The organism is Acinetobacter sp. CY05, assembly GCF_059515805.1.
This window is the reverse complement of sequence record NZ_JCAKMW010000005.1, coordinates 82187-109161: the sequence shown is the minus strand read 5'-3', so window position 1 is coordinate 109161 and position 26975 is coordinate 82187. Positions and strand designations below refer to the sequence as shown.

General features: G+C 41.5%; 26 protein-coding genes and 1 tRNA gene. 15 read left to right on the top strand and 12 right to left on the bottom strand.

What is annotated here, in order from left to right; translation table 11 throughout:
• The first annotated feature begins 573 nt into the window (after positions 1-573).
• Positions 574-930, top strand: coding sequence for a hypothetical protein (locus AC5YCD_RS06830; RefSeq protein WP_496129321.1), 357 nt, complete (start codon positions 574-576; stop codon positions 928-930).
• A 58-nt stretch (positions 931-988) separates the two neighbouring features.
• Here AC5YCD_RS06830 and AC5YCD_RS06825 read toward each other — a convergent pair whose 3' ends face one another.
• From AC5YCD_RS06825 to prpF, 3 genes are all read right to left on the bottom strand, one after another.
• Complete coding sequence (locus AC5YCD_RS06825) at positions 989-1888, bottom strand: polyprenyl synthetase family protein (RefSeq protein ID WP_496129320.1); 900 nt, start codon at positions 1886-1888, stop codon at positions 989-991.
• 72 nt (positions 1889-1960) lie between these two features.
• On the bottom strand, positions 1961-2869 hold the full coding sequence (locus AC5YCD_RS06820; protein ID WP_496129319.1) for a GGDEF domain-containing protein: 909 nt from the start codon (positions 2867-2869) through the stop codon (positions 1961-1963).
• A 77-nt stretch (positions 2870-2946) separates the two neighbouring features.
• Positions 2947-4137, bottom strand: coding sequence for a 2-methylaconitate cis-trans isomerase PrpF (gene prpF / locus AC5YCD_RS06815; RefSeq protein ID WP_496129318.1), 1191 nt, complete (start codon positions 4135-4137; stop codon positions 2947-2949).
• Positions 4138-4455: 318 nt separating this feature from the next.
• Between prpF and AC5YCD_RS06810 the strand changes: the two genes are divergently transcribed.
• The 5 genes from AC5YCD_RS06810 (at position 4456) to AC5YCD_RS06790 (ending at position 10872) form a co-directional block, all read left to right on the top strand.
• On the top strand, positions 4456-5814 hold the full coding sequence (locus AC5YCD_RS06810; protein WP_496129317.1) for an amino acid permease: 1359 nt from the start codon (positions 4456-4458) through the stop codon (positions 5812-5814).
• A gap of 76 nt (positions 5815-5890) precedes the next feature.
• Positions 5891-5966 (top strand) — tRNA-Arg (locus AC5YCD_RS06805).
• A gap of 130 nt (positions 5967-6096) precedes the next feature.
• The gene (locus AC5YCD_RS06800; protein ID WP_496129316.1) at positions 6097-7854 is read left to right on the top strand and encodes a hypothetical protein; all 1758 of its coding nucleotides are present in this window, start codon (positions 6097-6099) and stop codon (positions 7852-7854) included.
• A 158-nt stretch (positions 7855-8012) separates the two neighbouring features.
• Positions 8013-9380, top strand: coding sequence for an OmpP1/FadL family transporter (locus AC5YCD_RS06795; protein WP_496129315.1), 1368 nt, complete (start codon positions 8013-8015; stop codon positions 9378-9380).
• A 316-nt stretch (positions 9381-9696) separates the two neighbouring features.
• Positions 9697-10872 carry an OmpP1/FadL family transporter gene (locus tag AC5YCD_RS06790; protein ID WP_496129314.1) on the top strand — a complete coding sequence of 392 codons (1176 nt, stop codon included), beginning with the start codon at positions 9697-9699 and terminating at the stop codon, positions 10870-10872.
• A gap of 184 nt (positions 10873-11056) precedes the next feature.
• Here AC5YCD_RS06790 and thrH read toward each other — a convergent pair whose 3' ends face one another.
• Complete coding sequence (thrH, locus tag AC5YCD_RS06785) at positions 11057-11680, bottom strand: bifunctional phosphoserine phosphatase/homoserine phosphotransferase ThrH (RefSeq protein WP_496129313.1); 624 nt, start codon at positions 11678-11680, stop codon at positions 11057-11059.
• A 198-nt stretch (positions 11681-11878) separates the two neighbouring features.
• On the opposite strand from thrH, the gene AC5YCD_RS06780 reads away from it, so the two are divergent.
• Both AC5YCD_RS06780 and AC5YCD_RS06775 read left to right on the top strand, forming a co-directional pair.
• Positions 11879-12610, top strand: a complete 732-nt coding sequence (locus tag AC5YCD_RS06780; protein ID WP_496129312.1) for a phosphoadenylyl-sulfate reductase — start codon at positions 11879-11881, stop codon at positions 12608-12610.
• Between the two features lie 140 nt (positions 12611-12750).
• Positions 12751-14154 carry a WS/DGAT/MGAT family O-acyltransferase gene (locus AC5YCD_RS06775; RefSeq protein ID WP_496129311.1) on the top strand — a complete coding sequence of 468 codons (1404 nt, stop codon included), beginning with the start codon at positions 12751-12753 and terminating at the stop codon, positions 14152-14154.
• 54 nt (positions 14155-14208) lie between these two features.
• On the opposite strand, the gene AC5YCD_RS06770 is transcribed toward AC5YCD_RS06775, so the two are convergent.
• The 6 genes from AC5YCD_RS06770 to AC5YCD_RS06745 form a co-directional block, all read right to left on the bottom strand.
• Positions 14209-14385: a PA1571 family protein gene (locus AC5YCD_RS06770; protein ID WP_496129310.1), complete on the bottom strand. Its 177-nt coding sequence runs from the start codon at positions 14383-14385 to the stop codon at positions 14209-14211.
• A 131-nt stretch (positions 14386-14516) separates the two neighbouring features.
• Positions 14517-15971, bottom strand: coding sequence for a ribonuclease G (gene rng / locus AC5YCD_RS06765; RefSeq protein ID WP_496129309.1), 1455 nt, complete (start codon positions 15969-15971; stop codon positions 14517-14519).
• 42 nt (positions 15972-16013) lie between these two features.
• Entirely contained in the window at positions 16014-16580 is a 567-nt protein-coding gene (locus tag AC5YCD_RS06760) for a Maf-like protein (protein WP_496129308.1), read from the bottom strand.
• Positions 16568-17059: a rod shape-determining protein MreD gene (mreD, locus tag AC5YCD_RS06755; protein WP_496129307.1), complete on the bottom strand. Its 492-nt coding sequence runs from the start codon at positions 17057-17059 to the stop codon at positions 16568-16570. Before mreD ends, AC5YCD_RS06760 begins: the two co-directional genes overlap by 13 nt.
• Positions 17046-17903: a rod shape-determining protein MreC gene (gene mreC / locus AC5YCD_RS06750; RefSeq protein WP_496129306.1), complete on the bottom strand. Its 858-nt coding sequence runs from the start codon at positions 17901-17903 to the stop codon at positions 17046-17048. Before mreC ends, mreD begins: the two co-directional genes overlap by 14 nt.
• Before the next feature lie 13 nt (positions 17904-17916).
• The gene (locus AC5YCD_RS06745) at positions 17917-18963 is read right to left on the bottom strand and encodes a rod shape-determining protein (protein WP_496129305.1); all 1047 of its coding nucleotides are present in this window, start codon (positions 18961-18963) and stop codon (positions 17917-17919) included.
• Between the two features lie 132 nt (positions 18964-19095).
• Here AC5YCD_RS06745 and gatC point away from each other — a divergent pair, with 132 nt between their 5' ends.
• The 5 genes from gatC (at position 19096) to AC5YCD_RS06720 (ending at position 24129) form a co-directional block, all read left to right on the top strand.
• Entirely contained in the window at positions 19096-19410 is a 315-nt protein-coding gene (gene gatC / locus AC5YCD_RS06740) for an Asp-tRNA(Asn)/Glu-tRNA(Gln) amidotransferase subunit GatC (RefSeq protein WP_496129304.1), read from the top strand.
• 51 nt (positions 19411-19461) lie between these two features.
• Positions 19462-20940: an Asp-tRNA(Asn)/Glu-tRNA(Gln) amidotransferase subunit GatA gene (gene gatA, locus AC5YCD_RS06735; RefSeq protein WP_496129303.1), complete on the top strand. Its 1479-nt coding sequence runs from the start codon at positions 19462-19464 to the stop codon at positions 20938-20940.
• Positions 20940-22415 carry an Asp-tRNA(Asn)/Glu-tRNA(Gln) amidotransferase subunit GatB gene (gene gatB / locus AC5YCD_RS06730; RefSeq protein WP_496129302.1) on the top strand — a complete coding sequence of 492 codons (1476 nt, stop codon included), beginning with the start codon at positions 20940-20942 and terminating at the stop codon, positions 22413-22415. The genes gatA and gatB overlap by 1 nt, the downstream gene beginning before the upstream one ends.
• 63 nt (positions 22416-22478) lie before the next feature.
• On the top strand, positions 22479-23333 hold the full coding sequence (locus tag AC5YCD_RS06725; protein WP_496129301.1) for a hypothetical protein: 855 nt from the start codon (positions 22479-22481) through the stop codon (positions 23331-23333).
• Positions 23334-23691: 358 nt separating this feature from the next.
• Positions 23692-24129, top strand: a complete 438-nt coding sequence (locus AC5YCD_RS06720) for a hypothetical protein (protein WP_496129300.1) — start codon at positions 23692-23694, stop codon at positions 24127-24129.
• Between the two features lie 57 nt (positions 24130-24186).
• Here AC5YCD_RS06720 and AC5YCD_RS06715 read toward each other — a convergent pair whose 3' ends face one another.
• Positions 24187-24672: a hypothetical protein gene (locus AC5YCD_RS06715; protein WP_496129298.1), complete on the bottom strand. Its 486-nt coding sequence runs from the start codon at positions 24670-24672 to the stop codon at positions 24187-24189.
• A 95-nt stretch (positions 24673-24767) separates the two neighbouring features.
• Positions 24768-25961, bottom strand: coding sequence for a peptide antibiotic transporter SbmA (gene sbmA / locus AC5YCD_RS06710; RefSeq protein WP_496129296.1), 1194 nt, complete (start codon positions 25959-25961; stop codon positions 24768-24770).
• A 166-nt stretch (positions 25962-26127) separates the two neighbouring features.
• Between sbmA and AC5YCD_RS06705 the strand changes: the two genes are divergently transcribed.
• Positions 26128-26706: a DJ-1/PfpI family protein gene (locus AC5YCD_RS06705; RefSeq protein ID WP_496129295.1), complete on the top strand. Its 579-nt coding sequence runs from the start codon at positions 26128-26130 to the stop codon at positions 26704-26706.
• A 57-nt stretch (positions 26707-26763) separates the two neighbouring features.
• A complete protein-coding gene (locus AC5YCD_RS06700) occupies positions 26764-26958 on the top strand; it encodes a hypothetical protein (protein ID WP_496129294.1) in 195 nt (64 codons plus the stop codon).
• Positions 26959-26975: the final 17 nt, after the last annotated feature.

The window sequence follows — 26975 nt, the reverse complement described above, 5'->3', positions numbered from 1 at the left end:
CACCAAACACAAAATTAATCCCGCCAATTGTACCTGATTTTGGATTTCACTTGCTAGCTTATCGGCCTTAGTCTTTTGGATGATTTTTTAACCACTTAAGCGTTTTTGCGCGCTTAAGTGCCTTGTAGTCGCACTTAATCGGTTTATTAAATTAAAAGCGTTAAGCTTATTATTTTTTTCAAAAATCTATGTTGATGTATTGACTGTAAAAATAGCGATTGCTTGCAAGAAATCATAAAAAACAAAAACTAACTGTGAGGCTGTTATTATCAAAATCGTCTCACTGATATAAATTTCTAGTGATCAAGCAACAAGGTGACAAAATTTAAATGCTATTTTTCTGTCTAGGCGGATGTTTTTTTTCACTTTCAAACTCATGAATAGGCCGTTAGCTTTCATGTTGTTTTTCTAAACAACTAAATCTGATTTCAAGCTGTTGCCCACCTCGCTCTTGTGTCAGTTAAGCCAGCTGACCTTTTGTCTTGTTTTTGCAACCTTTGCTGTTTTTTTATGCAGGTCATGCTATTTGTATTAAGCCCACAACAAAAACAGATCAAAATAAGGAGTAAAGACATGAGCTTGGCATTTACCCATAAACCGGATTATTTCTTATTTGCCCAGTTAATTATTCGTCATATTCAAAATTACGTGCAAAAGCATCCTGACAATAACAATGCGAGTTTTGACTTACGTGATATTTATGAGTTATTCCATCAAGATATGGCCTCTGCCACAACCAATTTAGATGGCATTATGAACATTGCAGATGAATATCAAGTTGAAACCTTAGACGGTGATCAGAAGCTGATTCGACGCTATGAAATTGATGGCAAAGAAAATAAATTACTGATTGATTTTGATCCCGCTGCCGTGACTGCACTGCGTAATGGCCGCCCGATTATTCCACCGGATGCCACTTTGCACGAGTAACATCGAGTTTATGATAGCGCTAAAAAAGCAGGCAAGGTGCCTGCTTGATGCATTTCGCTTAACTTTTACGATGCAGTAGGAACTCTGAGATACTGCGTAACTGCTCAGCACCGGTTTCAAAATGCTGTAATGCAGCAAAGGCTTGATCATGCAATTGCTGTGCATACGCCTGTGCTTGTTGTAAGCCCATTAATGCAGGATAAGTCGACTTTTCGACTTGCTGATCCTTGCCTGCAGTTTTTCCTAATTGCTCGGTATCAGCAATAATATCTAAAATATCATCTTGCACTTGGAACGCTAAGCCAATGGCTTGTGCATATTCACGTAGTTTTGGAATCGCTAAATCAGTGCCTTTAAACACCGTGACTGCTGCCAGCATAATCGCTGCGGAAATTAAAGCACCAGTTTTATTGCGATGAATATTTTCTAAGGCAGTTTGGTCAATCTGTTGCCCCTCAGCTTGTAAGTCTAACACTTGACCACAGACCATTTTTGAGCTTGCTGTGGCAAGAATTTGCATTTGTTTGAGCACAATGCCTTGATCCACCGCCTGAGCTTGATCAAACAAACGACTGCCCAACACTTCAAAAGCCATCGATTGCAAAATATCGCCTGCTAATAACGCCGTATCTTCACCAAATGCCACATGACAGGTCGGCTGACCGCGACGCAACAGGTCATTGTCCATACATGGCAAATCATCATGCGCCAGTGAGTAGCAATGTATGAGTTCAATGGCAACTGCTGCACGGCGTACTGCGGCAAAGTTTTGATTCGGGTTTAAGGCAGCTGTGGCATAACACAACGCAGGGCGAACACGTTTCCCACCTAACATCACCGCATGATGCACCGCAGCTTTTAAAGGTTCTGGCAGTGCAAAAGCCTGCAAGGTGGTCATGAGATCTTGTTGAATTTGTTGCTGTGCGGATATCAGTGCATTGTTTTGCTGAAGGGACACTTTCGCCTCGAATCAAGAAGTTAGGATTGCACGGCACATCATACTGTGTTCTGCGCCGAGATGCATCCAAGTTTAAAGAGCATGGTAACGATAAAATTCAGCATGCTGATAGTAATACACACTGTTTTTAAGCTGTTGTTTAGCCGTATACATGGCTTGATCAGCCTGCTCTAAAGCATGAATCACTGTATGAGCAGACGCAACTTCAGCCACCCCAGCTGAAATTGAAATATCGTTATTGGCGAGTGCAAACTCTTGATTTAAAGACAATACCGCTTGTCGAATCTGTTCTACAATCTGGCACGCTTCTGCTAAGTGCTGCTGCTCAAATAAAATCACAAATTCTTCACCCCCAATCCGGTACATGCTGGGCCAAGCATATTCTTGACTCAAACGTCGTAATAATTTTCCTAATTGGCTTAAGACACGATCAGCAAAAACATGCCCATATTGGTCATTTAATGTTTTAAAATTATCTAAATCCAAAATCGCCACAGTCAATGCATTATGTTGCTGCAGTTTTTGTGCAAAGGCATGGCGACTCGCAAGACCTGTGAGTTCATCACGATCGAGTTGCTGTTTTAAATGCCGATTAGATTGTTTGAGTTGGCGCTGTTTAGCAGTTAAATCACTGACATCGACCGCACAGACCAATACTGCCGTAAGATCATGCTTGGCATAATAAGGTTGAAAGCTTAAACGATGCTCGCGCCCTGCAAATACATGCTCAAAAGGTTGTAGCGCTTGCCCTTGCCTTAAAATTCTTAGGTCATTGCAATAGGATTGATAACAAGACTGATCAATCTGTTGTAAATAACGTCCAACTACCTCAGAGAAAGGCTTCAGAAAAAAATCTGCATAATGTTGATTGGCCGCCAGCACTTTTGCATCGGGCGCTAATAATACAGCGGCGACCGGTAAAACGTGGATTAAACCTTGCAATTGCTGCAAGGAATAGTCTTCAAAATCCGTTACTAACATACCATCACACAACCTTTGTCCAAGTTGCATGCTAACAAAATTTAGGACAAAGGTTGAGTTGGATTGAAATTTTTTCTTTAGTTAAGGGTATCTTGCGGAATACGTACCCAACCTTCCATCAAAACGCGGGCACTACGACTCATGACCGCTTTTTTCACTACCCATTGCCCATTTTCTTGAATGGCCTGCGCACCCACACGTAAAGTCCCTGATGGATGTCCAAAACGCACCGCTTCTCGTTCACCGCCACCTGCAGCTAAATTGACCAAAGTACCCGGAATTGCTGCTGCTGTACCAATGGCAACCGCTGCTGTACCCATCATGGCGTGATGTAGTTTACCCATTGACAAGGCACGCACCAGTAAATCACAGTCATGTTCTGTCAACTGCTTAGCACTTGAGGTGATATAAGCTTTAGGTTTGCTTACAAAGGCAATTTTTGGCGTATGCTGACGTTTTGTTGCTTCAGCTACATCATCAATTAAGCCCATGTATTTAGCGCCATAAGCACGAATGGTTTCTAAACGCGCTAAGGTTGCAGCATCGCTATTAATCGCATCTTGTAACTCAGTACCCTCAAAACCTAAATCTTCAGCGTTCATAAAGATGGTTGGAATACCGGCATTAATAAATGTAGCTTGGAATGTACCAATTTCAGGCACTTCAAATGTATCCACCAAGTTACCTGTAGGGAACATGGCACCCCCATCTTCACCATCATCGGCTGGATCTAAAAATTCAATTTGTACTTCTGCCGCAGGGAAAGTTACACCATCGAGTTCAAAATCACCGGTTTCTTGGACTTGACCATTGCTGATTGGCACATGCGCAATAATGGTTTTGCTGATATTTTTTTGCCAAATTTTCACGGTACAGATGCCATGTTCAGGAATTTTATCGGCATCCACTAAACCATTGCTAATCGCAAACGCGCCTACTGCTGCGGTTAAGTTGCCGCAGTTGCCACTCCAATCCACAAATGCTTGATCAATAGACACTTGCCCAAACAAATAATCAACATCATGATCGGTTTGGCTACTTTTGGCCAAAATCACCGTTTTACTGGTACTCGAGGTTGCCCCACCCATACCGTCAATTTGCTTCCCATAAGGGTCTGGACTACCAATGACACGGAGTAAAATTTGGTCACGAATCCGCCCCGGCACTTGCGCAGCTTCAGGTAAATCGTCGAGTTTAAAGAACACGCCCTTACTGGTTCCACCACGCATATAGGTTGAAGCAATTTTAATTTGTGGGGCAAAAGTCATTGTTATTTCATCCTTTTCATCATTGTTATTGGCAGTCACCCTGCTTGCGTTAAGAATACTGCTTTTTGCTTGCAATGACATTGTCTTAGGACTTAAGTATAAAAAATCAACATTTAAGCATCTTTTAAAAACATCAATATTTAAGGATTTCGCCAACCAATAAAATTAATCTATTGATTCAGCTATCATTTATAAAAAATAGAAGTATGATTTTTTTTTATACAAGGCATAACAAAAAATCAACATTAGCGCTCTACTAGGCGAATTGTTTGTGATCTATTACAATCAAATGACTTATCCATTGTCGGGCTGAATACTTTGAATAACGAGTCTTCGCAACTTCAGCGTGGCTTAAAGAACCGTCACATCCAACTCATCGCCATGGGCGGCGCGATTGGTACTGGCTTATTTTTAGGTTCCGCACAGGTCATCCAATCTGCAGGTCCTTCCATCATTTTAGGCTATGCCATTGGTGGTTTTATTGCATTCTTAATTATGCGTCAACTGGGCGAGATGATCGTTCATGAGCCCGTTGCAGGTTCATTTAGTCATTTTGCATATAAATACTGGGGTAAATTTCCAGGCTTTTTAGCCGGCTGGAATTACTGGATTTTATATATTTTAGTGGCCATGACAGAACTCACAGCCGTGGCTAAATATATCAATTATTGGTGGCCACATATCCCGGCATGGGCATCGGTTTTATTTTTCTTTGTGGTGATTACCTTAGTCAACTTAGGTAATGTGAAATTTTATGGTGAATCAGAGTTTTGGCTCTCTATCATCAAAGTGACTGCGGTCATTTCGATGATTGTGTTTGGTATTTACTTGCTCATGACCGCAGGCCCAGACTCAACAGCATCCTTTACCAACCTTTGGACTGCAGGTGGTTTCTTCCCCAATGGTTTTGAAGGTCTATTTTATATGCTGGCCTTCTTAATGTTTGCTTTTGGCGGCATTGAGCTCATTGGTATGGCAGCGGCTGAAGCTAAAGATCCACAAAAGACCATTCCTAAAGCGATTAACCAAGTGGTGTTTCGTATTTTAGTGTTCTACGTGGGTGCTTTAACCATTTTATTGTCACTTGTTCCTTGGAATCAGCTCGAACTTGGCGGCTTGGATAAGAGCCCATTTGTCATGATTTTCAGTCAATTGGGCATTGATTGGGCAGCACATTTGCTCAACTTTATTATCTTAACCGCCGCTTTATCGGTATATAACAGTGGCATGTATGCCAATAGTCGTATGCTGTTTGGTTTAGCGCAGCAAGGCAATGCGCCAAAAGTGTTTATGAAAGTCAATAAACAAGGCGTTCCAATTCCAGCGGTATTGTTCTCAGCACTGTTAATTTTTGGGTGTGTGCTTTTAAACTACTTTGTCCCTGAAGATGCTTTAAGTCATTTAATCTACATTGTGGTAGGTGCTTTGGTTTTAAACTGGGCCATGATCAGCTTAACCCACTTTAAGTTTATTCAAGCAATGAAGAAAACTGGCGAAAAAACCTTGTTCCCAGCTCTCTTCTCACCGTTCGGCAATATCTTAGTATTAAGCTTTATTGGCGTGATTTTATATATCATGTGGACGCAAGGGTTTAAAGAATCAGTACTGATGCTTCCGATTTGGATTATCAGCATGCTGATTTTATTTAAATTACTTAAACCTGGCAAAAAAGCCTAATTGTTAAATATTTAAAAAGTTATTGCTCCGGCAATAACTTTTTTTTTGGCGAAAATTGGCGTACATTATCGCTTGCGCGCCTTTAGCTTAATTGGATAGAGCAGTTGCCTCCTAAGTGACCGGCGTGGGTTCGACTCCCGCAAGGCGCACCATTTTTAGCCTCTATTCTTGCCAACTACGACTTAATATTGATCTTATCAGTATAATTTTCCTGATTTTTTATGTTAATCTCATCACAATTTCTCATGAAAATAACGATTGTGTTGAAGGATAATATTCAGGATGATACAGGACTACATTCCCTACGAACTGAGATCATTGGTTACACAGATTGACCCCTATTTAGATCTCTATTGGCAAAACAATTTAAATAACATTTTTCAGAACATCGATCCCGAACAACGTGATCGTATTTATCGTCAGATTCTAGTTAAAAAAAATATTAAATGGGATTCTGAGCACAATCGCTTTAGCTGTACACCTGCAGCACATTTTGAGCTGGTGGTGCAAGCGATTGTTCACCCGGGTATGAAAAATCTAGGTCAAAAAATTTTAAACTCGCTGAGTGAACTTGAAAAATACCAAGATGCCTTTGAAATTGCCAATTACTTAGAAAGTATCCTCGCGCAGCTTGATAAAACCAATGTGGAAGAAAACCTTAACTTACAACAGATTAAGCTAAACTTACGCCATGGTTTTATTTATACCGCGGCCAGTATAGTCAATGCCAAAACAGAGATTCGATTGCCTGACAATCATCGCCGTTTAACCACCGATATGCTGAAATGCTTTATTTGCGAAGTATTTTTAAAACAACAGCTGCTGCATTTGTATTTTAAAACCTTGCGTGGACGACAATTAACACGCCAGTCGCATCCACTCCTGCACATGTTTTTAGTCGAACAACAAAAATTACGTCAGCTAGAAATTATTAAAACCTCGCGTTATATCTTTGCTTTAGCTCAAAGTGATCAGCCCGATGTCAATCCATTTTCAATCCGCCGCTTTTTAAGCGAAGAACGTTTGGCCTTAAGCGATAATATTTATTTAAATGCCGCTGTATTGGATTTGGCTTATCTGAATGAGCCTGAACATCAGCAATTTTTCCAATGGCAAGTACAGCGCATTATTACCGTTGAAAAACAAATTGGTCAGCATGTGATTGAATTTGTCAGTCAGCTGGAACAAGTCAATAATGAACGTTTACTACCGCTGTTAGTTAAACCCTTAGATGCATCAGGTTTAGTGATTGAAAAAGTGGTGGAAAAACGCTTATTGGCTTTTGAAAAAGAACTGGGCATTCAAATTTTAGAACCCATGCATTATGCACTGCGCCACAAGGCCCAGCATATTGATGAAATGGACTATTTATATATGAGCACACGGCAACTGATTGCTGACATCATTAGTTATTTCTATGACTTCCAATCCCAAGCGGCGGTGATGTTTGATAGTCAAGCAGATCAATTTGCTGCGCGCTTAAAATCTTATCTGGCGTTACATGAAAAACGCCGTAACCAAGTATTTGCTTTGTTATCTCATGAAGATTGGGCACAACATCATGAAATCATGTTGCAGCCGATTAACAATCTTAATTTAACTGTACGTAGCGCCTTAAACCAATATCGTGAGTGTTATCGCCAGCTCAAAGAGCTACAACGTGCTTTGGACAAAGAAGGTCAATCGCTGTTGGGCAAAATGTTCAATAAATCTAAAAAAATTGAAGAGCAGATTCAAGCCTTAAAAGAAAAAGCGTTTCATGAACGGCAAAATGCTTATTTAGATATTATACGTATTCCCAAACAATACCCCAATTTAACCGTGTATCTAGAGTTTGAAGCGTTAATTTCAATTAATCATAAAGAGCGCCATTATGCTTTTCCAGTAGGTGATAACGGTGTTACCCATTTACCGCTTTTGGTGCAGTTGCCGGAAGACCGCGGCTTAATCAATCTGCAAGAAATTCATCAGCATCTTGATTTTGATTTAAAACTGGCCAGTCAAAAATGGTCGGACTACGAACTCGATGATATTGCATAATTAAATCTCATTTTAACCGAGCAGTCATGCTCGGTTATTTTTTTTACTTTACTCAGTTTTATTCTGTGCTAATTTAAGGCAAGATTGAATCAAATGCATGAAGCATTGATGTAATAAAAACGATGACAGTCTCAGACTGCACAACAAGGAATGAATATATGCAATTAAAAAAGTTAACAGCCGCACTTTGCCTTTTGGGATTACCGTTAACCACTTTTGCTGCAGCCCTCGACCGTTCAGGTCAATCTATTGCCGGATTTTTACAGCCAGATAACTACTTTGAAGCAGGGATTAGCATTTTAGATCCAAACGTTTCAGGGCAAGATATTTCAGGCAACAATACTGGTGATATGGCCAGTGACTACTACTATCCACATGCCGTATTAAAATTACAACCAACTGAAAAGTTATCGGTAGGTTTAATTTATGATCAACCTTTTGGTGCTGATGCCGAATATAGCGGGCGTAATAACTTTGTGAGCACAGCCTCAGATGTAATTTTACCGCCGAGCAATTTAACCAATGGTTTAGCTGTCATCACTGGACAACCTAACTTTATTGCACCAGATGGGACGCCCTTACAGGTTAATCCAAGTACAGGACAACCCGTAGCGATTGCACTCAACAATGCCACCACAGGCGGCACTTCAGTTGAAGTGATGACGCAAAATTTGAACTTTTTAGTGGGTTTTCAACCCAATGAACACTGGAATTTCTACGGTGGTGCAGTTTATCAAACCTTAAAAGCCGATGTGAATTTGCGTGGTAATGCCTATAGCTTATTTAATGGCTATGGTTTAGATGTGCCAGAAGATAGCGCAGTAGGTTGGTTGGCAGGTTTTGCGTATCAAATTCCTGAGATTGCTTTAAAAGCATCTGTAACCTATCGTTCTGAAATTGACCATGAATTTACGGCACGTGAAAGTATGCCTTTAGTACCTGCGATGGGAACTTTACTGGTATCACAAGGGTTGATTACACCCGAGCAAGTGGCAGCTTTAGGTCAATCCGGCCAAAGTAAAGTGACCACTCCTCAATCGGTTAATCTAGATTTCCAAACCGGTATCATGGCGGATACGGTGGCTTTTGCCAATGTGCGCTGGGTCAATTGGAAAGATTTCTCTATGCAACCTTACCAGTTTGGACAATTATCGCAGCTGGCCGGAAATTTATTACCTAGTCTTGGCAAACCCGATGGTTTTAATTTAGTCGATTACTCCAAAGATCAATGGTCGGCAAACGTAGGTGTCGGGCGTAAGATGAATGATCAATGGGCAGGAAATGTATCTGTGGGCTGGGATTCTGGCGCAGGTAATCCCGTAACCACCTTGGGCCCGACCGAAGGTTTTTGGAATGTGGGCTTAGGCTTACAATATAGCCCAACACCAAAATCGTTTATTGCAGGCGGGGTCAAATATCTATGGCTTGGTGATGCTAAAGCGCAAACCGGCGCTCACTCACCTGCAGGCCAGTTTAATGACAATGACGCATTGGCCTATGGTTTAAAAATTGGCCATCGCTTCTAAAATTTAGAAACATTTTTTAACAAGACCGAATTTAGTGCTGACTAAATTCGGTATTTTTATACACTTATAAATTAATTGATCAAATTTAAAGCATTTAAGTTTTTAATGTCATTTCAGCCAATGCAATTTATTTTTTATTTTTTTTAACGTTTTAAATCATATAGATATAAATTTACATATATGTCATTTATTAACAATAATATGTCATTTTGTACAAATTTCACCGAATTTAGCTAATTTAAAGCATTTACTCTTTTTTTAATTGTGGTAATTTTCCAACAAAATTTACTTACCGCTTTTATCAAGGACTGAAGCTATGAAGCTTTCTGTATTGTCTGCAGCAGTGCTATTGACTGCGTTGCCGTTGACCACTTTTGCTGCTGGTCTAGATCGTTCTGGTCAATCGATTGCTGCATTTTTACAACCAGGCAACTATGCAGAAGCAGGGCTTTCAGTTCTTGATCCGACTGTAGAAGGTCAAGGTCGCGATCAAAAACCGGTCAGCGATATGGCAGATGATTACTACTTCCCTTCTGCTGCAGTAAAAGTTCAAGCCACTGATCACATTTCTTTGGGTTTGATTTACGATCAGCCTTATGGTGCTGATGCTAGCTACGCAGCCGATAACTTTATGTTTGGTGATGGTACACAAGGGACAACCGTTGAAGTACGTACCAATAACTTAACCGCATTAATGGGCTATCAACCCAATGAAAATTGGAACTTTTATGCAGGTCCAGTGTGGCAAACTGTAGAAGCGGATATTCAGTTACGTGGTGCAGCCTATGGCGGTGCTGCAAAACTTGGTAACTACAATATTAAAGTAGATCAAGAACCTGCTTTTGGTTGGCTTGCTGGTTTTGCGTATCAAATCCCTGAAATCGCTTTAAAAGCTGCAGTAACGTATCGTTCTGAAATTAAACATAAAGCCAATACAACAGAAACCTCAAGCATTCCGCAACTTCCTGCAGGCTACCATCCCTTGTTTCCAAATGGTGTTGATTTAAGCCAAGTGGTGAGTCGTGTTGAAGCGATCACCCCTCAATCGGTGAATGTGGATTTCCAAATGGGTATTGCGGCTGATACTTTGGCCTTTGCTAATCTACGCTGGGTACATTGGGATAACTTTGTGGTTCGCCCAGAGTTGATGAGCCATCCTTTGGTGAATCAAAATCTGATTGATTATTCAGATGATCAATGGTCAGCCAATGTCGGCGTGGGTCATAAATTTAATACCAAATGGGCCGGCAATGTCTCTGTTGGTTATGACTCTGGTGCGGGTAACCCAGTCACGACTTTAGGCCCAACAGAAGGCTATTGGAGCGTAGGTCTAGGCGGTCAATATAGCCCTGCCGAACATTACTTTATCCAAGGTGGAGTAAAATACTTCTGGTTAGGAGATGCAACCGCGCAAACGGGTGGTAATGCAGTCGGTGAATTCTCAGATAACCATGCCATTGGTTACGGTATGAAAATTGGCTACCGTTTCTAACTGAATATGCCGGATCCTCGTGATCCGGTTTTTTTATCCCCCTGCAATAACAATTAATCCCCGATGTTTTGACCTTCAATTAAAAAAATTCCTGATTTAAACTGAGTATTTTAAAGCATCAGGGAAATATTAAATCTATTGTTAGCATGCAAGTTACTAGGCTTATGTATAAAGGCTTACCACTTTACGAGACGCTGGTAATCTGCCGCACTGAAGCTTGAATCAAGGCTTGTTTCAGCGCATCAAAGCCATAAATCGCTCTAAACTGCGGAAATTGCGCAATGACATGTTGCGGTGCTTCAAATAAAAAACCCACCTCAGCTTCACTGAGCATGCCAATGTCATTATAGGAATCACCTGCTGCCAGTACTCGAAAATTTAAATCATGTAATGCCTTCACTGCTTGTGTTTTTTGATCGGCTTGACGCAATTGATAATCAACAATAATACCTGTCGGATCGACCTTTAATTGATGACAAAATAAGCTTGGATAGCCCAGTTGCTGCATCAGAGGCTGAGCAAACTCATAAAAAGTATCCGATAAAATAATCACTTGAAAATGCAAACGTAACTCATCTAAAAAAGCTCTGGCACCATCAAAAGGCTGCATTTGTGCAATCACTGCTTGTACGTCTTGTAATTTAAACCCATGTTGGTGAAGCAAATGAAGGCGCTGTTGCATGAGCACATCGTAATCGGCAATATCGCGGGTGGTGGCTGCAAATTCAGCAATGCCGGTATGTTTAGCAAAACTGATCCAAATTTCTGGCACCAGTACCCCTTCAAGATCCAAACACACCACTTCCATGTACTTTCCCCAGTTTTAGCCTTCAATCAAGTTATAATAGCCAAAACCTAAGGCCATTTTTGTTGTTTTTTTAAATCTATTTAATTCATAACGATCTCATTTTTAGTGCTAAGCAGATAAATTCAATTGGATTAGAATATTTTACCAATCAAGTTATATAGGTTTTGAAGTGCCCAAGCCTATTTGCCAGGAACGCTCATGACAACCATCCCCACTATTGATTTAGTTGATGCCCTTGCGGCCGAATATGCAGAAAAATCGCCTTTTGAAATTATGGCGCTTGCGCTTGAACAACAAGGTGATATTGCCATTTCTTTCTCTGGTGCCGAAGACGTCGTATTGATTGATATGGCTGCTAACTTAGGTAAGCCTTTTCGCGTATTTAGTTTAGACACTGGTCGCCTGCACCCTGAAACTTATCAATTTATTGATAAAGTGCGTCAACATTACGGGATTGAAATTGAAATCTGCTTCCCAGAAAGTCAAACCGTACAACAGCTAGTCACTCAAAAAGGCATGTTTAGCTTTTTTGTGGATGGCCATAAAGAATGCTGCGGAGTACGTAAGGTCGCACCGTTACGTAAAAAATTAGCCACTTTAGACGGTTGGATTACAGGTCAACGCAAAGACCAAAGCCCAGGTACACGTAACGAAATTCCTGTAGTACAAGCAGATGTTGGTTTTTCAGGTCCAGGTAAACAATTGATTAAATACAACCCACTTGCCAATTGGTCAAGTAGCGATGTGTGGAACTATATTCGTTTAATGGAAATTCCATATAATGCCTTACATGAAAAAGGGTTTATTTCGATTGGCTGTGAACCATGTACTCGTCCTGTTTTACCCAACCAACATGAACGTGAAGGTCGTTGGTGGTGGGAAGAAGCCACGCATAAAGAATGTGGTCTACATGCCGGAAATCTAAAATAACTAACTCGCCACTGCCTGCAGTGGCTTTTTTTTAAACAAAGATTGATAAAGTATTTTTTTTAATTACAATCACTTATATAATTCGATTTAAAACACGTCATAACTCTAAAAAGTAATTTAAAAATACGAGGCAACCGGATATGCGTCCCTTACATCCCATTGATTTACTCTTTTTATCTTTAGAAAAACGCCAGCAGCCCATGCACGTTGGGGGATTATTTTTATTTCAAATTCCAGAAGATGCACCCTCCACCTTTATTCAGGATTTAGTGGCTGATATTCGACATGAAAAAAGTATTCCTGTGCCCCCTTTTACCAATAAGCTCAATGGCCTATTTTGGGATGATGATGCTGAATTTGATTTAGAACATCACTTTCGCCATATTGCCCTGCCACATCCTGGGCGTATTCGCGAACTGTTAAGCTATATTTCTCAAGAACATAGCAGCTTAATTGATCGCGCTAAACCGCTTTGGACCTGCCATATTATTGAAGGGATTGAAGGCAATCGTTTTGCCATGTACTTTAAAATCCATCATGCCATGACCGATGGCGTAGCAGGTATGCGTCTATTAGAAAAATCTTTTGCCCATGATCCACAAACCAAAGGCATTATTGCGCCATGGTGCGTGGAAAGTCGCCGTGCTAAACGTCTTAAAAACCCTGAACCGCCCAGCAGTAAAATTAAAAAATTGGCCCATCTCTTACAAAGCCAATGTAAAGCCACCCCTAAAGTCATGGCAGAGTTGGTTTCGGCGTTTAAAGATAAGAAAAATCATCATCCTGATTATGTATCGAGTTTCCAAGCCCCGACCACTATTTTTAATCAACGTGTAAGTGCCTCACGCCGTTTTGCTGCACAATCTTTTGAGTTAGAGCGCTTACGTGGTATTGCCAAGGCCTTAAATGTGACGATTAATGATGTGGTATTGGCAATCTGTTCAGGTGCTTTACGTGAATATTTACTCAGTCAAAATGCACTGCCAGCCAAGCCGATGATTGCCATGGTGCCAGTCTCTGTACGCAATGATGATTCCGACACCTCTAATCGTATTACCATGATTTTGGCCAATTTAGCTACCCATCAAGCTGAGCCACTGGCACGTTTAAATACCATTCGACGCAGTGTAATGAATGCTAAACAACGCTTTAAACGCATGAGTAGTGATCAAATTTTAAGTTATAGCGCCTGTGTCTATAGCCCTGCTGGCTTAAATATTATTTCAGGACTATTACCTAAACGCCAAGCCTTTAACTTGGTGATTTCTAACTTACCCGGCCCAACAGAAGCACTGTATTGGAATGGCGCACGTCTTGATGCTATCTATCCGGCTTCCATTGTTTTAGATGGCCAAGCCCTCAATATTACCATGACCAGTTATATGGGTAAGCTTGAAGTGGGCTTAACGGCCTGTCGTAACGCAGTGCCTAAAATGCAGAATTTAATCACTCATTTAGAAGATGAAATTGCCTGCTTTGAAGCCTTAATTGAACATCCCCAAACTGAAGCCCTAGTTAAGGTAGGCTTGCAGGAAGTTAGCTAGTAATTGGTAGAAATTGCCAATAAATTTACAAGATTAAGGGGCTAATTTAGCCCCTTAATTTTTAATCATTCGACATTGTTGCAATAGTTGATGACACACTGAACGCACCATTGCTGTTGTAATTTGTACTTCTTTACCTTGTTCGTCCACCATGTAGGCATGGTGGGTGTTTTTATGCTGGCTTGGATGATGTTGAACACTTGCTTGCATTATGACTTTACTCATTCCCATACTGACCTCGTTTGCTTGACCGTTATTTTGACATCTCGGTCTTGGCTAGCTTGTACTGTCATATTGAGCAAGATGGAGCAGAAAGTAAAATATCAGATGTAACAAGTGTTTAACGACATCCTGTTACAATTTCAGTTTAAAATGATATCGTATTGCTCTTGCGTATATAAATTTTCGACTTGGAATTTAATCACCCGATTAATGAAATGCTCTAGATCCGCTACTGCTGGCGCTTCAATGGTGAGTAAGCGATCAATCACCAAAGGATGGGCAACGACAGTAAAGCCAATCTGCGAACTAAAAGCACGGGTATAACGTAGAATCTCTCGAAAGATTTCGTAACACACTGATTCCGCTGTTTTGATGTAACCACGCCCCTGACAGGTTGGGCAAGATTCACATAATAAGTGCTCTAAAGATTCACGGGTACGTTTCCGCGTCATTTCCACCAAACCCAATTCCGAGACTTGGGTAATTTTGGTTTTGGCATGATCACGCTCTAACATCTGCTCAAACTGGTTCATCACTTCTTCACGATGCTGCGCTTCTTGCATATCAATAAAGTCAATAATGATGATGCCACCTAAATTACGTAAGCGTAACTGACGGGCAATGACCTGTGTGGCTTCCATGTTGGTTTTAAACACAGTGTCTTCAAGCGTGCGTCCACCCACGTAAGAGCCAGTATTGACGTCAATCGTGGTCATGGCTTCGGTTTGGTCGATCATGAGGTAACCACCCGATTTTAGCGCGACACGGGTTTGTAGCGCCTTTTGAATGTCTTCTTCAACATTATATAAATCAAAGATTGGACATTCACCCGGATAATGCAATAAACGATCCTGCATCATGGGTACAAATTCTGCGACAAACTCTTGTAACTTGCCATGGACTTCACGTGAGTCAACATAAATTTTTGCGGTTTTTTCGTTGGCTAAATCACGAATAATGCGCTGTGGTAGTGGCAGCTCTTCAAAGATTAACGACGGTACTGCAATGCTTTTTTGCTTACGTTGAATATATTCCCAAAGCTTGGCCAAATAGGCCATATCTTGCGCAATATCTTCTTGACACACGCCTTCGGCTGCAGTACGTACAATCACTGAACCCGGGAGTTTATGCTCGGCTTGAATATTTTCAATAATACCGCGTAAGCGATTGCGTTCTTCTTCAGCCTCAATGCGCTGTGACACACCGGTATGACTGCCATACGGCATCAGCACCAAATAACGCGACGGAATAGACAGGTCAGTCGATAAACGTGCGCCCTTGGTGCCAAGCATATCTTTCATGACTTGGACAGTCAGAATTTGCCCGGGCTGTAATAGTTCAAAGACATTGGGGGTTGGCTGCTGACGTGGCCATACCATATCGTTGATATGTAAAAATGCGGTCCGTGATAAACCAATATCTACAAATGCAGCTTGCATACCCGGCAATACACGTACCACTTTGCCTTTATAAATATTGCCGACCAAACCACGTTTGGCAGTACGTTCAACGAATAACTCATTGACGGTACCATTTTCAATTAACGCCACCCGACATTCCATCGGGGTGACGTTAATTAATAATTCGTCAGACATAATAAAACTCAAAACATTATAAAAATTCTTTTTGCGCAGTGTTTAATTTAATGCCTTAAACGCTGTTAATAACTGTACTGTTTCATGTAAAGGCAAACCTACGACATTGCTATAACTGCCTTGTATACTTGGAATATAACGTGCCGCAATGCCTTGAATTGCATAGCCACCCGCCTTACCAAGCGGTTCACCTGTGGCCCAATAGTCTTCCATATCTTTTGGACTTAAGTGTTGAAATTCAACTTGGGTACGTACCACTATACTGGAAATTTGTTGTTTTGTACTCACGCAAACACCTGAAAACACGTCATGTTTACGATCAGAGATCATCTGCCACATGGCAAATGCATGTGCTTTCGATTCAGGTTTTCCTAAAATTTTCCCATCGACACCGAGCGATGTGTCCGCGGCAATGACTAAAGCATCAGGAAAACGAGCCAACACAGCCTGTGCTTTAGCACGCGCCAAACGCTCCACATAGTGGGCGACATCTTCCCCTGCCAACACAGATTCATCAATGTCAGGGCTATAAACCTCAAAGTTTAAGCCCAATTGGCTTAATAACTCGCGGCGCCGCGGTGAGCTCGACGCTAAAATTAAATGCGCCATCGTTTCAGTACAGCATAAATCAATGGAAATACTGCAATACTAGTCAGTAAAGGCTGCCAGTGTCGCGCTAAAGCAAAATCAAGCCCACCCATGACCTGCATAAACCATTGTAAGAGTAAATGTGCAGTGGTGGCCAAGCTTGCAATAATCCAAATATGTAAAAAGGTTAAAATCCGTTTTTCACGGATTAAAAAACGTGTGACAAAGGTCGTCAACACAAAGCTTAAAGCATTTAAGCCCAGAGGTGAGCCGACCAGTAAGTCTAAAAACATACCTGTGGCAAAGGCAAACCATACGCCACACCACGTTGGCTGACACATGACCCAAAACATCACCACCAACAGCATATATTCTGGTCGCCAACCTGAGGTGCTATAAGACAGCGGATAAACGATCAGCACTGATGCCACGATCACCGATACAATAATGGCAATCAGAGGATCTTTTTTAGCCTGTGGATTGAATCTATTGAGCGACATGCGGTTGCTCCATCGCCAGTGAATCAGAGAACAAGACCACGACGTGTTGACCTCCACCAAGCTGTGCGGCTGGTTTAATATCAATTTGAGCAAATTCACCACTGTTATGGCGACTCACTTTTTGTACTGTACCGACCAAATAACCGGCTGGAAAATGTGCGCCTAAGCCTGAGCTATAGACTTTTTCTCCAACTTTAACGTCTGCACTGGTGGGTACGTATTCCATTTTCAGCTGGGCTAAATCGCCTTTACCACTGACAATGGCACGAATTCCACTGCGCTCTAGTCGTACCGATAAGGCATGTTCTTTATCTGACAATAACATGACACGACTACTATGCGGATACACGGCCACCACTTGCCCCATAATGCCTTTATCATCGAGCACCGTTTGACCGACTTTTAAGTCACTGGTCGAACCACGATTAATGACAATAATATGGCGTAAAGGATCAGCATCTGTACCTATCACTTCAGCAATTTCCATACGTCCATCAATAATCAGAGGCGTATCAATCAAGCCACGTAAACGGGTATTTTCAGCAGAAAGTTCAGATAATTTTTGCAAACGCACTTGCGCCTGTAACAGCTCCGCCTGCATCGCAGTATTTTCACGACGCAGTTGTGCTTCAGACTTGGTTTGTTGAGTGAGCCACTCTCGCGATAACACGGGATAACTTGCTAAGGCATAAATCGGATTATATGCCGCATACAAGACATCTCTTGCGGGCTGAATCACATGTGGCACGCGCCAGTTTAAAAACAGCACAACCAAACATGTGATGACCGCAATGATAAATGAGCGAAAAGATGGCGGCTGTCTGGAAAACAGATTTGCTTGCACCGCCTAGGTCCTTTTAGCCAACGAATAACATATCGTGATTTGGGTTATCAAAGAATTCAAGCACTTTACCACCACCACGTGTCACACAAGTCAGTGGATCTTCTGCCACAACCACAGGTAAACCTGTTTCTTGCGCCAACATCTTGTCAAGGTTACGAAGTAAAGCACCACCACCGGTTAACACAATACCGCGCTCTGCAATATCTGAAGATAATTCCGGCGGGGTTTGTTCAAGTGCTGATTTCACCGCAGAGACAATACTTTGCAGCGGATCCGCAATCGCTTGAGTCACTTCTGTTGAAGTCACTTTAATGGCGCGTGGTACACCCTCTGCCAAGTTACGACCGCGCACTTCAATTTCAAGTGCTTTGGCGCCTTCATCTGGCAATGCCATACCGACTTCTTTTTTAATGGTTTCTGCTGTTGTCTCACCAATCACACAGCCATGCGCTTTACGTACATAATTAATGATCTGTTCATCAAACACATCACCACCAATACGCAGCGAATCCGCATACACACAGCCTTGTAAGGAAATAATCGCGATTTCAGTTGTACCACCACCAACATCAACGACCATTGAACCACACGCTTGCTCAACTGGCATACCAGCACCAATTGCCGCAGCCATTGGTTCTTCAATTAAACGTACATCGCGCGCACCTGCATTAAATACCGCCTCACGAATCGCACGGCGTTCAACCAATGTCGATTTACACGGTACACACACCACAACGCGTGGCGCAGGTGGGAATAAACGCTTTTCATGCACTTTACCAATAAATTGGTTGAGCATGGTCTCGGTTACTTCAAAGTCAGCAATCACACCGTCTTTCATTGGACGGATGGCTGAGATGTTTGCAGGAGTACGACCAAGCATTTGTTTCGCATCAAGACCTACGGCGGCAACAATTTTTTGTGAACCACTGTGACGAATCGCCACGACGGTTGGTTCATTTAAGATAATGCCGCGTCCTGGTGCATAAATAAGGGTATTCGCTGTACCTAAGTCAATGGCCAGATCAGGCGAAAACAAGCCAATTAGTCGTTTTAGAATCACGGGGACGTTCTCAATTAAACTTTATGTGGACGCAAGTGGGCAACTTTAACTAAATGTGATGCTTTGAACAAGTCAATCGCTTATTATAACGCACGATATTTTGAAAATTTTTAATACTGATGAGGTGATGTTATGTCGACATCGGATGCTCAGCATTCTGCAGATTTAAATGCACAAACAGTTTCAGCAATTGCCCATCTCGCAAGATTATCGCTTAATGATACGCAATCTGCTGAATATGCTCAAAGTTTAAATAAAATTTTAGGCATGATGGAATCACTCAAAGAGATCAATACCGATGGTGTTGAGCCACTAAAAAGCCCATTTGACCATCCGCAACCCCTACGCGTTGATGAAGTTTCTGAAAGCAATCATCGTGAAGAATATCAAGCTGTTGCTCCTGCTGTAGAAGCGGGTCTATATCTTGTACCACGCGTCATTGAATAATTCTGATTCATCTCAAGCTTTTTCTTACATTTTAGTGAAGATTTTTCTCTCATGACTGATTTACATCGTTTATCGATTCGTGAACTGACTGAAGGTTTAGCCAATGCTCAGTTTTCATCACGCGAAATTACCGAACATTATTTAAAACGCATTGAAAAAATCGATGCACAAGTCAAATCATATGTGACTGTGACCGCTAAGCAAGCATTAGCAGATGCCGATGCTGCCGATGCACTACGCCGCGCAGGTGGTGCCAATGTGTTAACGGGTGTACCCATTGCCCATAAAGATATTTTCTGTACCCAAGGCATTAAAACCACTGCTGGTTCTAAAATGCTGGATAACTTTATCTCGCCTTATGATGCGACTGTCGTGGCAAAGGCTAAAGCTGCGGGTCTTGTGACTTTAGGTAAAGTCAACATGGACGAGTTTGCCATGGGTTCTACCTCAGAAAACCCATTCTATGGCGCAACTGCCAACCCATGGAACTTAAACCATGTTCCGGGTGGTTCTTCAGGTGGTTCTGCGGCAGCAGTTGCGGCTGACCTTGCACCGTTTGCCACAGGGACTGATACTGGTGGTTCAATCCGTCAACCTGCATCGTTCTGTGGTTTGACTGGTCTTAAGCCAACTTACGGCCGCGTATCACGTTTTGGTATGATCGCCTATGCATCATCACTGGATCAAGGCGGCCCAATGGCGCGCTCGGCTGAAGACTGTGCTTATCTTATGAACGTAATGGCAGGTCATGATGCCAAAGACTCAACCTCTGTAGACAAAGAAGTTGATGATTACGTAGCGAACCTCAACGGCACATCGGTTAAAGGTTTACGTATTGGTATTCCTAAACAGTACTTTAACGTCGAAGGTTTAGCAGCTGACGTTAAAGCGCGTGTTGAAGAATCACTGAAAAAGTTAGAAGAGATGGGCGCGACTTTGGTTGAGATTGATCTGACCATGACCGAAAGCTACGTACCAACCTATTACTTAATCGCACCTGCTGAAGCATCGTCTAACTTGTCACGTTTTGACGGCGTGCGTTATGGCTACCGCTGTGAAAATCCTGTGGATTTAATGGATTTATACAAACGTTCACGTTCAGAAGGTTTTGGTAAAGAAGTTCAGCAACGTATTTTAATTGGTACTTACGCGCTGTCTGCGGGTTATTACGATGCATACTACGTGAAAGCACAAAAAGTACGTCGTTTAATTCAACAAGATTTCTTAAAAGCATTTGAAAATGTCGATGTGATTGCTGCCCCTGCTGCACCAACCACGGCATATAAGATTGGTGCAAACTTGTCACCTGTTGAAATGTACTTAGGTGATATCTACACCATCGCAGTGAACTTAGCCGGTCTACCTGCCATTAACGCGCCTGTTGGTTTTGACGCAAATAACTTACCGGTTGGCTTACAGCTGATTGGTAACTACTGGTCAGAATCGCAATTGTTGTCTGTAGTACATCAGTATCAACAAGCAACCGATTGGCACACTAAACGCGCTGCAATTGCTGAGGAGAACGCATAATGGCGAAGAACGCTGCAAAACCAAAGTCAAACTTAATTGACGGTTGGGAAGTGGTTATTGGTATTGAGATTCACACTCAGCTTGCCACCAACACCAAAATTTTCTCAGGTTCATCGACTGTTTTTGGTAATGATCCAAACACGCAAGCCAGCCTTGTTGACCTTGCAATGCCGGGCGTATTGCCTGTACTCAACAAAGAAGTGGTTGACCTTGCCATTCGCTTTGGTTTAGGTATTGATGCGTATATTGATCAAGCATCAGTATTTGCACGTAAAAACTATTTCTACCCTGACTCGCCAAAAGGCTACCAAATCAGCCAAATGGACAACCCGATTGTGGGCTTGGGTCATATCGATATCCAACTTGAAGATGGCACAGTAAAACGCATTGGCGTAACCCGTGCCCACCTTGAGGAAGATGCTGGTAAATCCATCCATGACCAATTCGAAGGCATGTCAGGCATCGACTTAAACCGTGCAGGCACACCTTTACTTGAGATCGTATCTGAACCAGATATGCGTTCGGTTGAAGAAGCAGTTGCCTACATTAAAGCGATTCACACCCTTGTACGTTGGTTAGGTATTTCTGACGGTAACATGGCGGAAGGTTCATTCCGTGCTGACTGTAACGTGTCTTTACGTCGTCCGGGTCAACCATTTGGTACACGTTGTGAATTGAAAAACCTCAACTCATTCCGTTTCATTGAACAAGCGATCAATGTTGAAATTGAACGTCAAATGGAAATCTTGGAATGGGATGGCACCATCGACCAAGAAACGCGTTTGTTTGACCCTGTGAAAATGGAAACGCGTTCGATGCGTTCGAAAGAAGAAGCGAACGATTACCGCTACTTCCCAGATCCTGATCTTCTACCTGTGATCATTGCAGATGAGCAAATTGAAGCGGCACGCGCTGCCCTTCCTGAGCTTCCTGCTGCACGCCGTGCGCGTTTTGTAGCGGACTTTGGTGTGACTGAGTACGATGCGCACGTTTTAACACTGACGCGTGAAATGTCAGAGTTTTATGAAGAAGTGGTTAAGGCTGCGGGCGGTGCTGCACAAGGTAAAATTGCGGCTAACTGGGTAATGGGTGAATTCTCAGGTGCTTTAAACAAAGCAGGCTTAGAGTTAGCTGATTCTCCTGTATCTGCTGAAAAACTTGGCGGTATGATTGCACGTATTGTGGACAACACGATTAACGGCAAGATCGCAAAACAAGTCTTCGGCTTTATGTGGGAAGAAGGCAAAACTGCGGACCAGATTATTGCGGAAAAAGGCTTGAAACAGGAAACTGATACAGGCGCAATTGAAGCGATTATTAAAGACGTACTTGCTGCTAACGAGAAGATGGTTGAAGAGTTTAAATCTGGTAAAGAGAAAGCCTTTAACGGTCTTGTTGGTCAAGTGATGAAAGCAGCAAAAGGTAAAGCCAACCCTGCGCAAGTCAATGAATTAATGAAGAAATTGATTGGTTGATTTATTCGCTAATCAATTGATTTTGTGTTATAAAAACCTCGCTGAATGCGGGGTTTTTATATTATGTCTTACGCCATCACACATGAAATCATTGATATCGACCAACAAATTGAAATTATAAAAGTCAAAAGCAAAAAAATGAAGGAATATGAAGAACAATTTATACGGCACAAATCTATAGAGCATTTCTATGAGTGTCTTAGAGAGCTAAAACCTGAAGATAATTTTTTAATCTCAAAAATCTATGGAAAAGGGCGCGATACTACTATTTCTTTAAACCATATTATTTGGGAATTCACAGACTATACTCATACACCAATACTAAATGAACTCATTGATGGTTTATCAGCAAATCTTGAATATCATAAAAATATTTGTGAAAGCACATATCAAGCTGTTGAAAAAAGAATTCATGAACTTGAATTTTATCAATGGTCTATCATTGAGATGATCAATATTTGCAAATATATATGTGCAGATATTGACCAAATCTCTGATATATTGAACTTACTAAAACAAACAAAAACATATCGTCTTCAGAAAGGTACTTTAAAAATGGATGATATTGATAATGCGATGAAAGCCGTACCAACTATTCAAAACTACTACTCTGGTACATTTCAACAGAGCCAATTCCAAAATGGAGCTAATAGCACCATGAATGTAAATCAAATCAATAACCAAGCCTTACAACAATTGTGTAGTAAAATGCGTGAAGTTATTGATCAGGCAAGTGAATCCACTGAAGTAAAACAAGGTATAAAAAATATTGTTGATGACATAGAGAGAACTAACGATCCATCAACATTTAAAAATGCCTATGCAAAGCTCACAACTACTTTATCTAATCACATTACAATTCTTACTGCATTTGCCTCATCAGGAATTTTAACCGAATTAACTAAATATCTTGGGTAAATTCTGATGACTATTAAAAAGTATCATCTATTACAAAACTCAAAAACTTAGGACGTATTCAACTTTCAAAGTCATGATTTATGCATGACTTTTCAATCCCCCTCCTTGCGAAGCTTCACTTCTTACGTTTTTCAAAGGGGGATTTGTCACGTAATTACATTGATACGCGTAGTTCTCTCTCCTGAGCGAGTTTTAAAGCACTGCTTTTAAAACGAAGCGCAAGAAAGGAGGAGGGCTAGGGAAAATATTCATTTCATTTGTAATCAAGCAACTCAGACAAGCAGACCAATTACATTGCCGCTCATCTTTAAGCAGACTAAAATAATTCAAAATCCAAAAAAGATTTGAGGGTTAAATCATGTTTAAAAAACTTGCCCTACTTACCACAACATTACTTAGCTTGAGCAGCATCTACGCTGCCGAATGGTTTGAACTGACCCAAAGCGACGAAAAAAAATATTACGCCTCACCTGAACACATTAACCCGATCAGACGCTCAAGCACCCCAGCCACAGAACTAGAAATGTGGGTCAAAGCCGTCATCTATAACGACCTCACCAAAGACGGTATGACCATTAACGACTACCAAATGATTTTATATAAAATTAACTGCCCTGATCGCGAGTTTGGCATTAAACAAAACGTCAACTATAACGCCAAAGGCAAAATGCTTGATTCCAACAGTGCAAGCAGCATTACGATGAATAAAGCCATTCCCGAAACCATTGCCGACTCAATTGTCAGTAACGGCTGCGCAGCCTTAGAGATTTTAAATAACCCTGAAAAATATACCTAATGCTTGTAAAGATTCAGCTTTTGGCAAGCTATCACTTGCCAAAAGTAAGCTTTAATCTTAACGAATGACGCCCAATTTATTCCAAATATCAGGCGTTAAAAACGTCGTCACCAATTTTCCCATTTCCACATGCTTCAATACCCCATTAAGCTGACTTTTCACTTGTGGGGTTTTTAAAATTTCGTTACCGGTAATGGTGCCTAATTCTTGAAAACTCTCCCCCACTGCTTCTAAACCATCGCTTTGAATCACGGCTTTGGTTTGGCTGCTACATTGCTCAACCAAAATACGTTGCAATACTTGGGCTAAATTCTTATCCAATTGCTCTTTTTGTGCAGTGGTGACACTGCTCATAGTGTTTAAATCAGGATGCTGACCAAGCGCAGCAAAGGTCCATTGCAATACCGTGGTTTTATCTGTAGCCGTGGTCGATTTCACTAAACACTGGCTTAAAGCATCCACTGTGCTGCTCGCTTGCGTGGTAGCAACGACACCTACAGTTAAACTGGTTGCTAATGCAATTTGACCGAGTAATTTTTTCATCATGCAGTTCCTTTCATTTGGCTGTGTTGTAGCATAAAGTGCAGCTTACGCCTTTTATCTTTATGTAAAAAAGCCCACACAATGTGGGCATCATTTTAGTCATCGAGTGCTGATTCAAAGGCTTTTAAACGCTTATAAATTGAGAGTAATTCAATAATCGTCGGCCATGAGGCAATTAAATATTGGAATGATTCACGCACTTTGCCAAACACATTGGAAATTTGCATCATTAAACCTAAAGTAATGGTACCTGCTGCAATACTTGGGAATAGCACAAATAAACCAAATAGATTATCAAGCTGCATATACCAAATCCGCACCAAGTTAAAATAGGCATAATGGAAATATAAACGGAAATAATTGACGCGTACTTTGCTAAACAGTTCTTTTAAAGTCAAAGGATCGGCGCGGTTTTCGTAATCTTCACCATAGACCAATTCTTTACGATAGGCGGCTTCAACTTTTTGGTTATTAAACTCAAGCCCCGGCAATTTAAAGCCCACAATCACTAAAATAATAGTACCTAAAACCGACCATGTTACCGCAGCCCAAACCAAGGCATGCGCGATTTCACCAACAAAGGGTAAGCTTTTCACATGACTAGATAGAGTAAATAACACCGGTAAAAAGGCTATCAGCACCATAAAGGCTTCAATCAGGCTTACGCCTAAGCCTTCCATGGTTTTGGCAAACCGCATGGTATCTTCTTGAATACGCTGCGACGCACCTTCAATATGGCGTAATTTTTGCCAATGCGCGCTGTAAAAGTCGTTCATGGCGGTACGCCAGCGGAAAATATAATGACTGACAAAAAATAAGTTAAATACCGCAAAGGTCACATACACCATGGCGATGTATAAAAAAGTCAGGGTCTCGTTATATAACAAACTGACATCACCACCGCCTTGGGTCAGCATTTTTTGAATCAAATCATAAAATGGGCTATACCATGCGTTAATCACCACATTGACTTGTACCCCAAACCAAATATTAAACAGAATAAAAGCCGAGCCCCACACTGACCACTTTTGCCAAGGATTATTGGATTTTAAGCGCCAAAACGTGGCAAAAATGCTGGTCGATAGCACAAACCACAGATAAAACCATAAAAAATTGCCTGACCAAAAACGGCTGACGCCTATGGGTAAAGCATCATCCGCCACTAAATTTAAGCCTAAATAACTGCCCCAGCTGTGCCCGCCCGAATACCACAGCGCAATATTGATGGCAAACCATAGAATTAAGGATAAAAAAAACCATTTGGGATGCGGAAAAAATGACTTAAACACAATGATTTCTCTGTATTTTTTACTAAGGAGGTCATCATAAAACTTTTCTAAAATAATAGGCGGCTTTTTTATGTACTTTATGTAGTTGTATTTTGGTCACTTTGGTCAGCGTCATTAGCAAAAATATGCTTATAATTTAAACAAAACTTTAATCAAGGATGCGGGCGTGACTAAACAAATTTTAATGTTGGTAGGTGATTATGTCGAAGACTATGAGTGCATGGTGCCATTTCAATTTTTACTGGCTTTAGGTTATCAAGTGCATACGGTTTGCCCAGATAAGCAAGTCGGAGATACGGTCGCCACGGCGATTCATGATTTTGAAGGTGAACAAACCTATAGCGAAAAGCGTGGCCATAATTTCGCGATTAATTATGATTTTAATCAAGTTAACAGCGAAGATTATGTTGGACTAGTGATTCCGGGTGGTCGTGCGCCTGAATATTTACGTTTAAATCAACGTGTGCTTGCAATTGTACAAGAATTTAATACAGCCCAAAAACCGATTGCAGCGGTGTGTCATGGCCCGCAAATTTTAGCTGCGGCAGGCATCTTACAAGGCAAAACCTGTGCGGCTTATCCTGCCTGTAGCGCAGAAGTGAAGTTAGCCGGCGGCAACTTTGCAGACATTGGCGTCACTGAAGCAGTTACCGATGGCAACTTAGTCACAGCCCCAGCTTGGCCCGCACATCCGGCTTGGCTTGCGCAATTTGTGGCAGTCTTAGGTGCAAAAATTAGCATTTAACCTGCTGTAACTATTCTATTTTTACCTTGCTTTTGCTGGCATAAACGGAGCCTACAGATGCAACAGCGTGTGATTGAAATTTTGCTCCCGATGACCTTAAGTCGCGATCAACAACACCCCGTGCACCTTGAGCAAGGTACCTTACTCAAAGTGCTGTTGATGACCCCGCAAAGTCTTTTGGTGGCCAATGACGACTACTTTAATTTTGTCTTGGCGATTAAGGATGAAAATAAATATTGGCGTTATTTTTAGCCATTGCCCAAGCACTA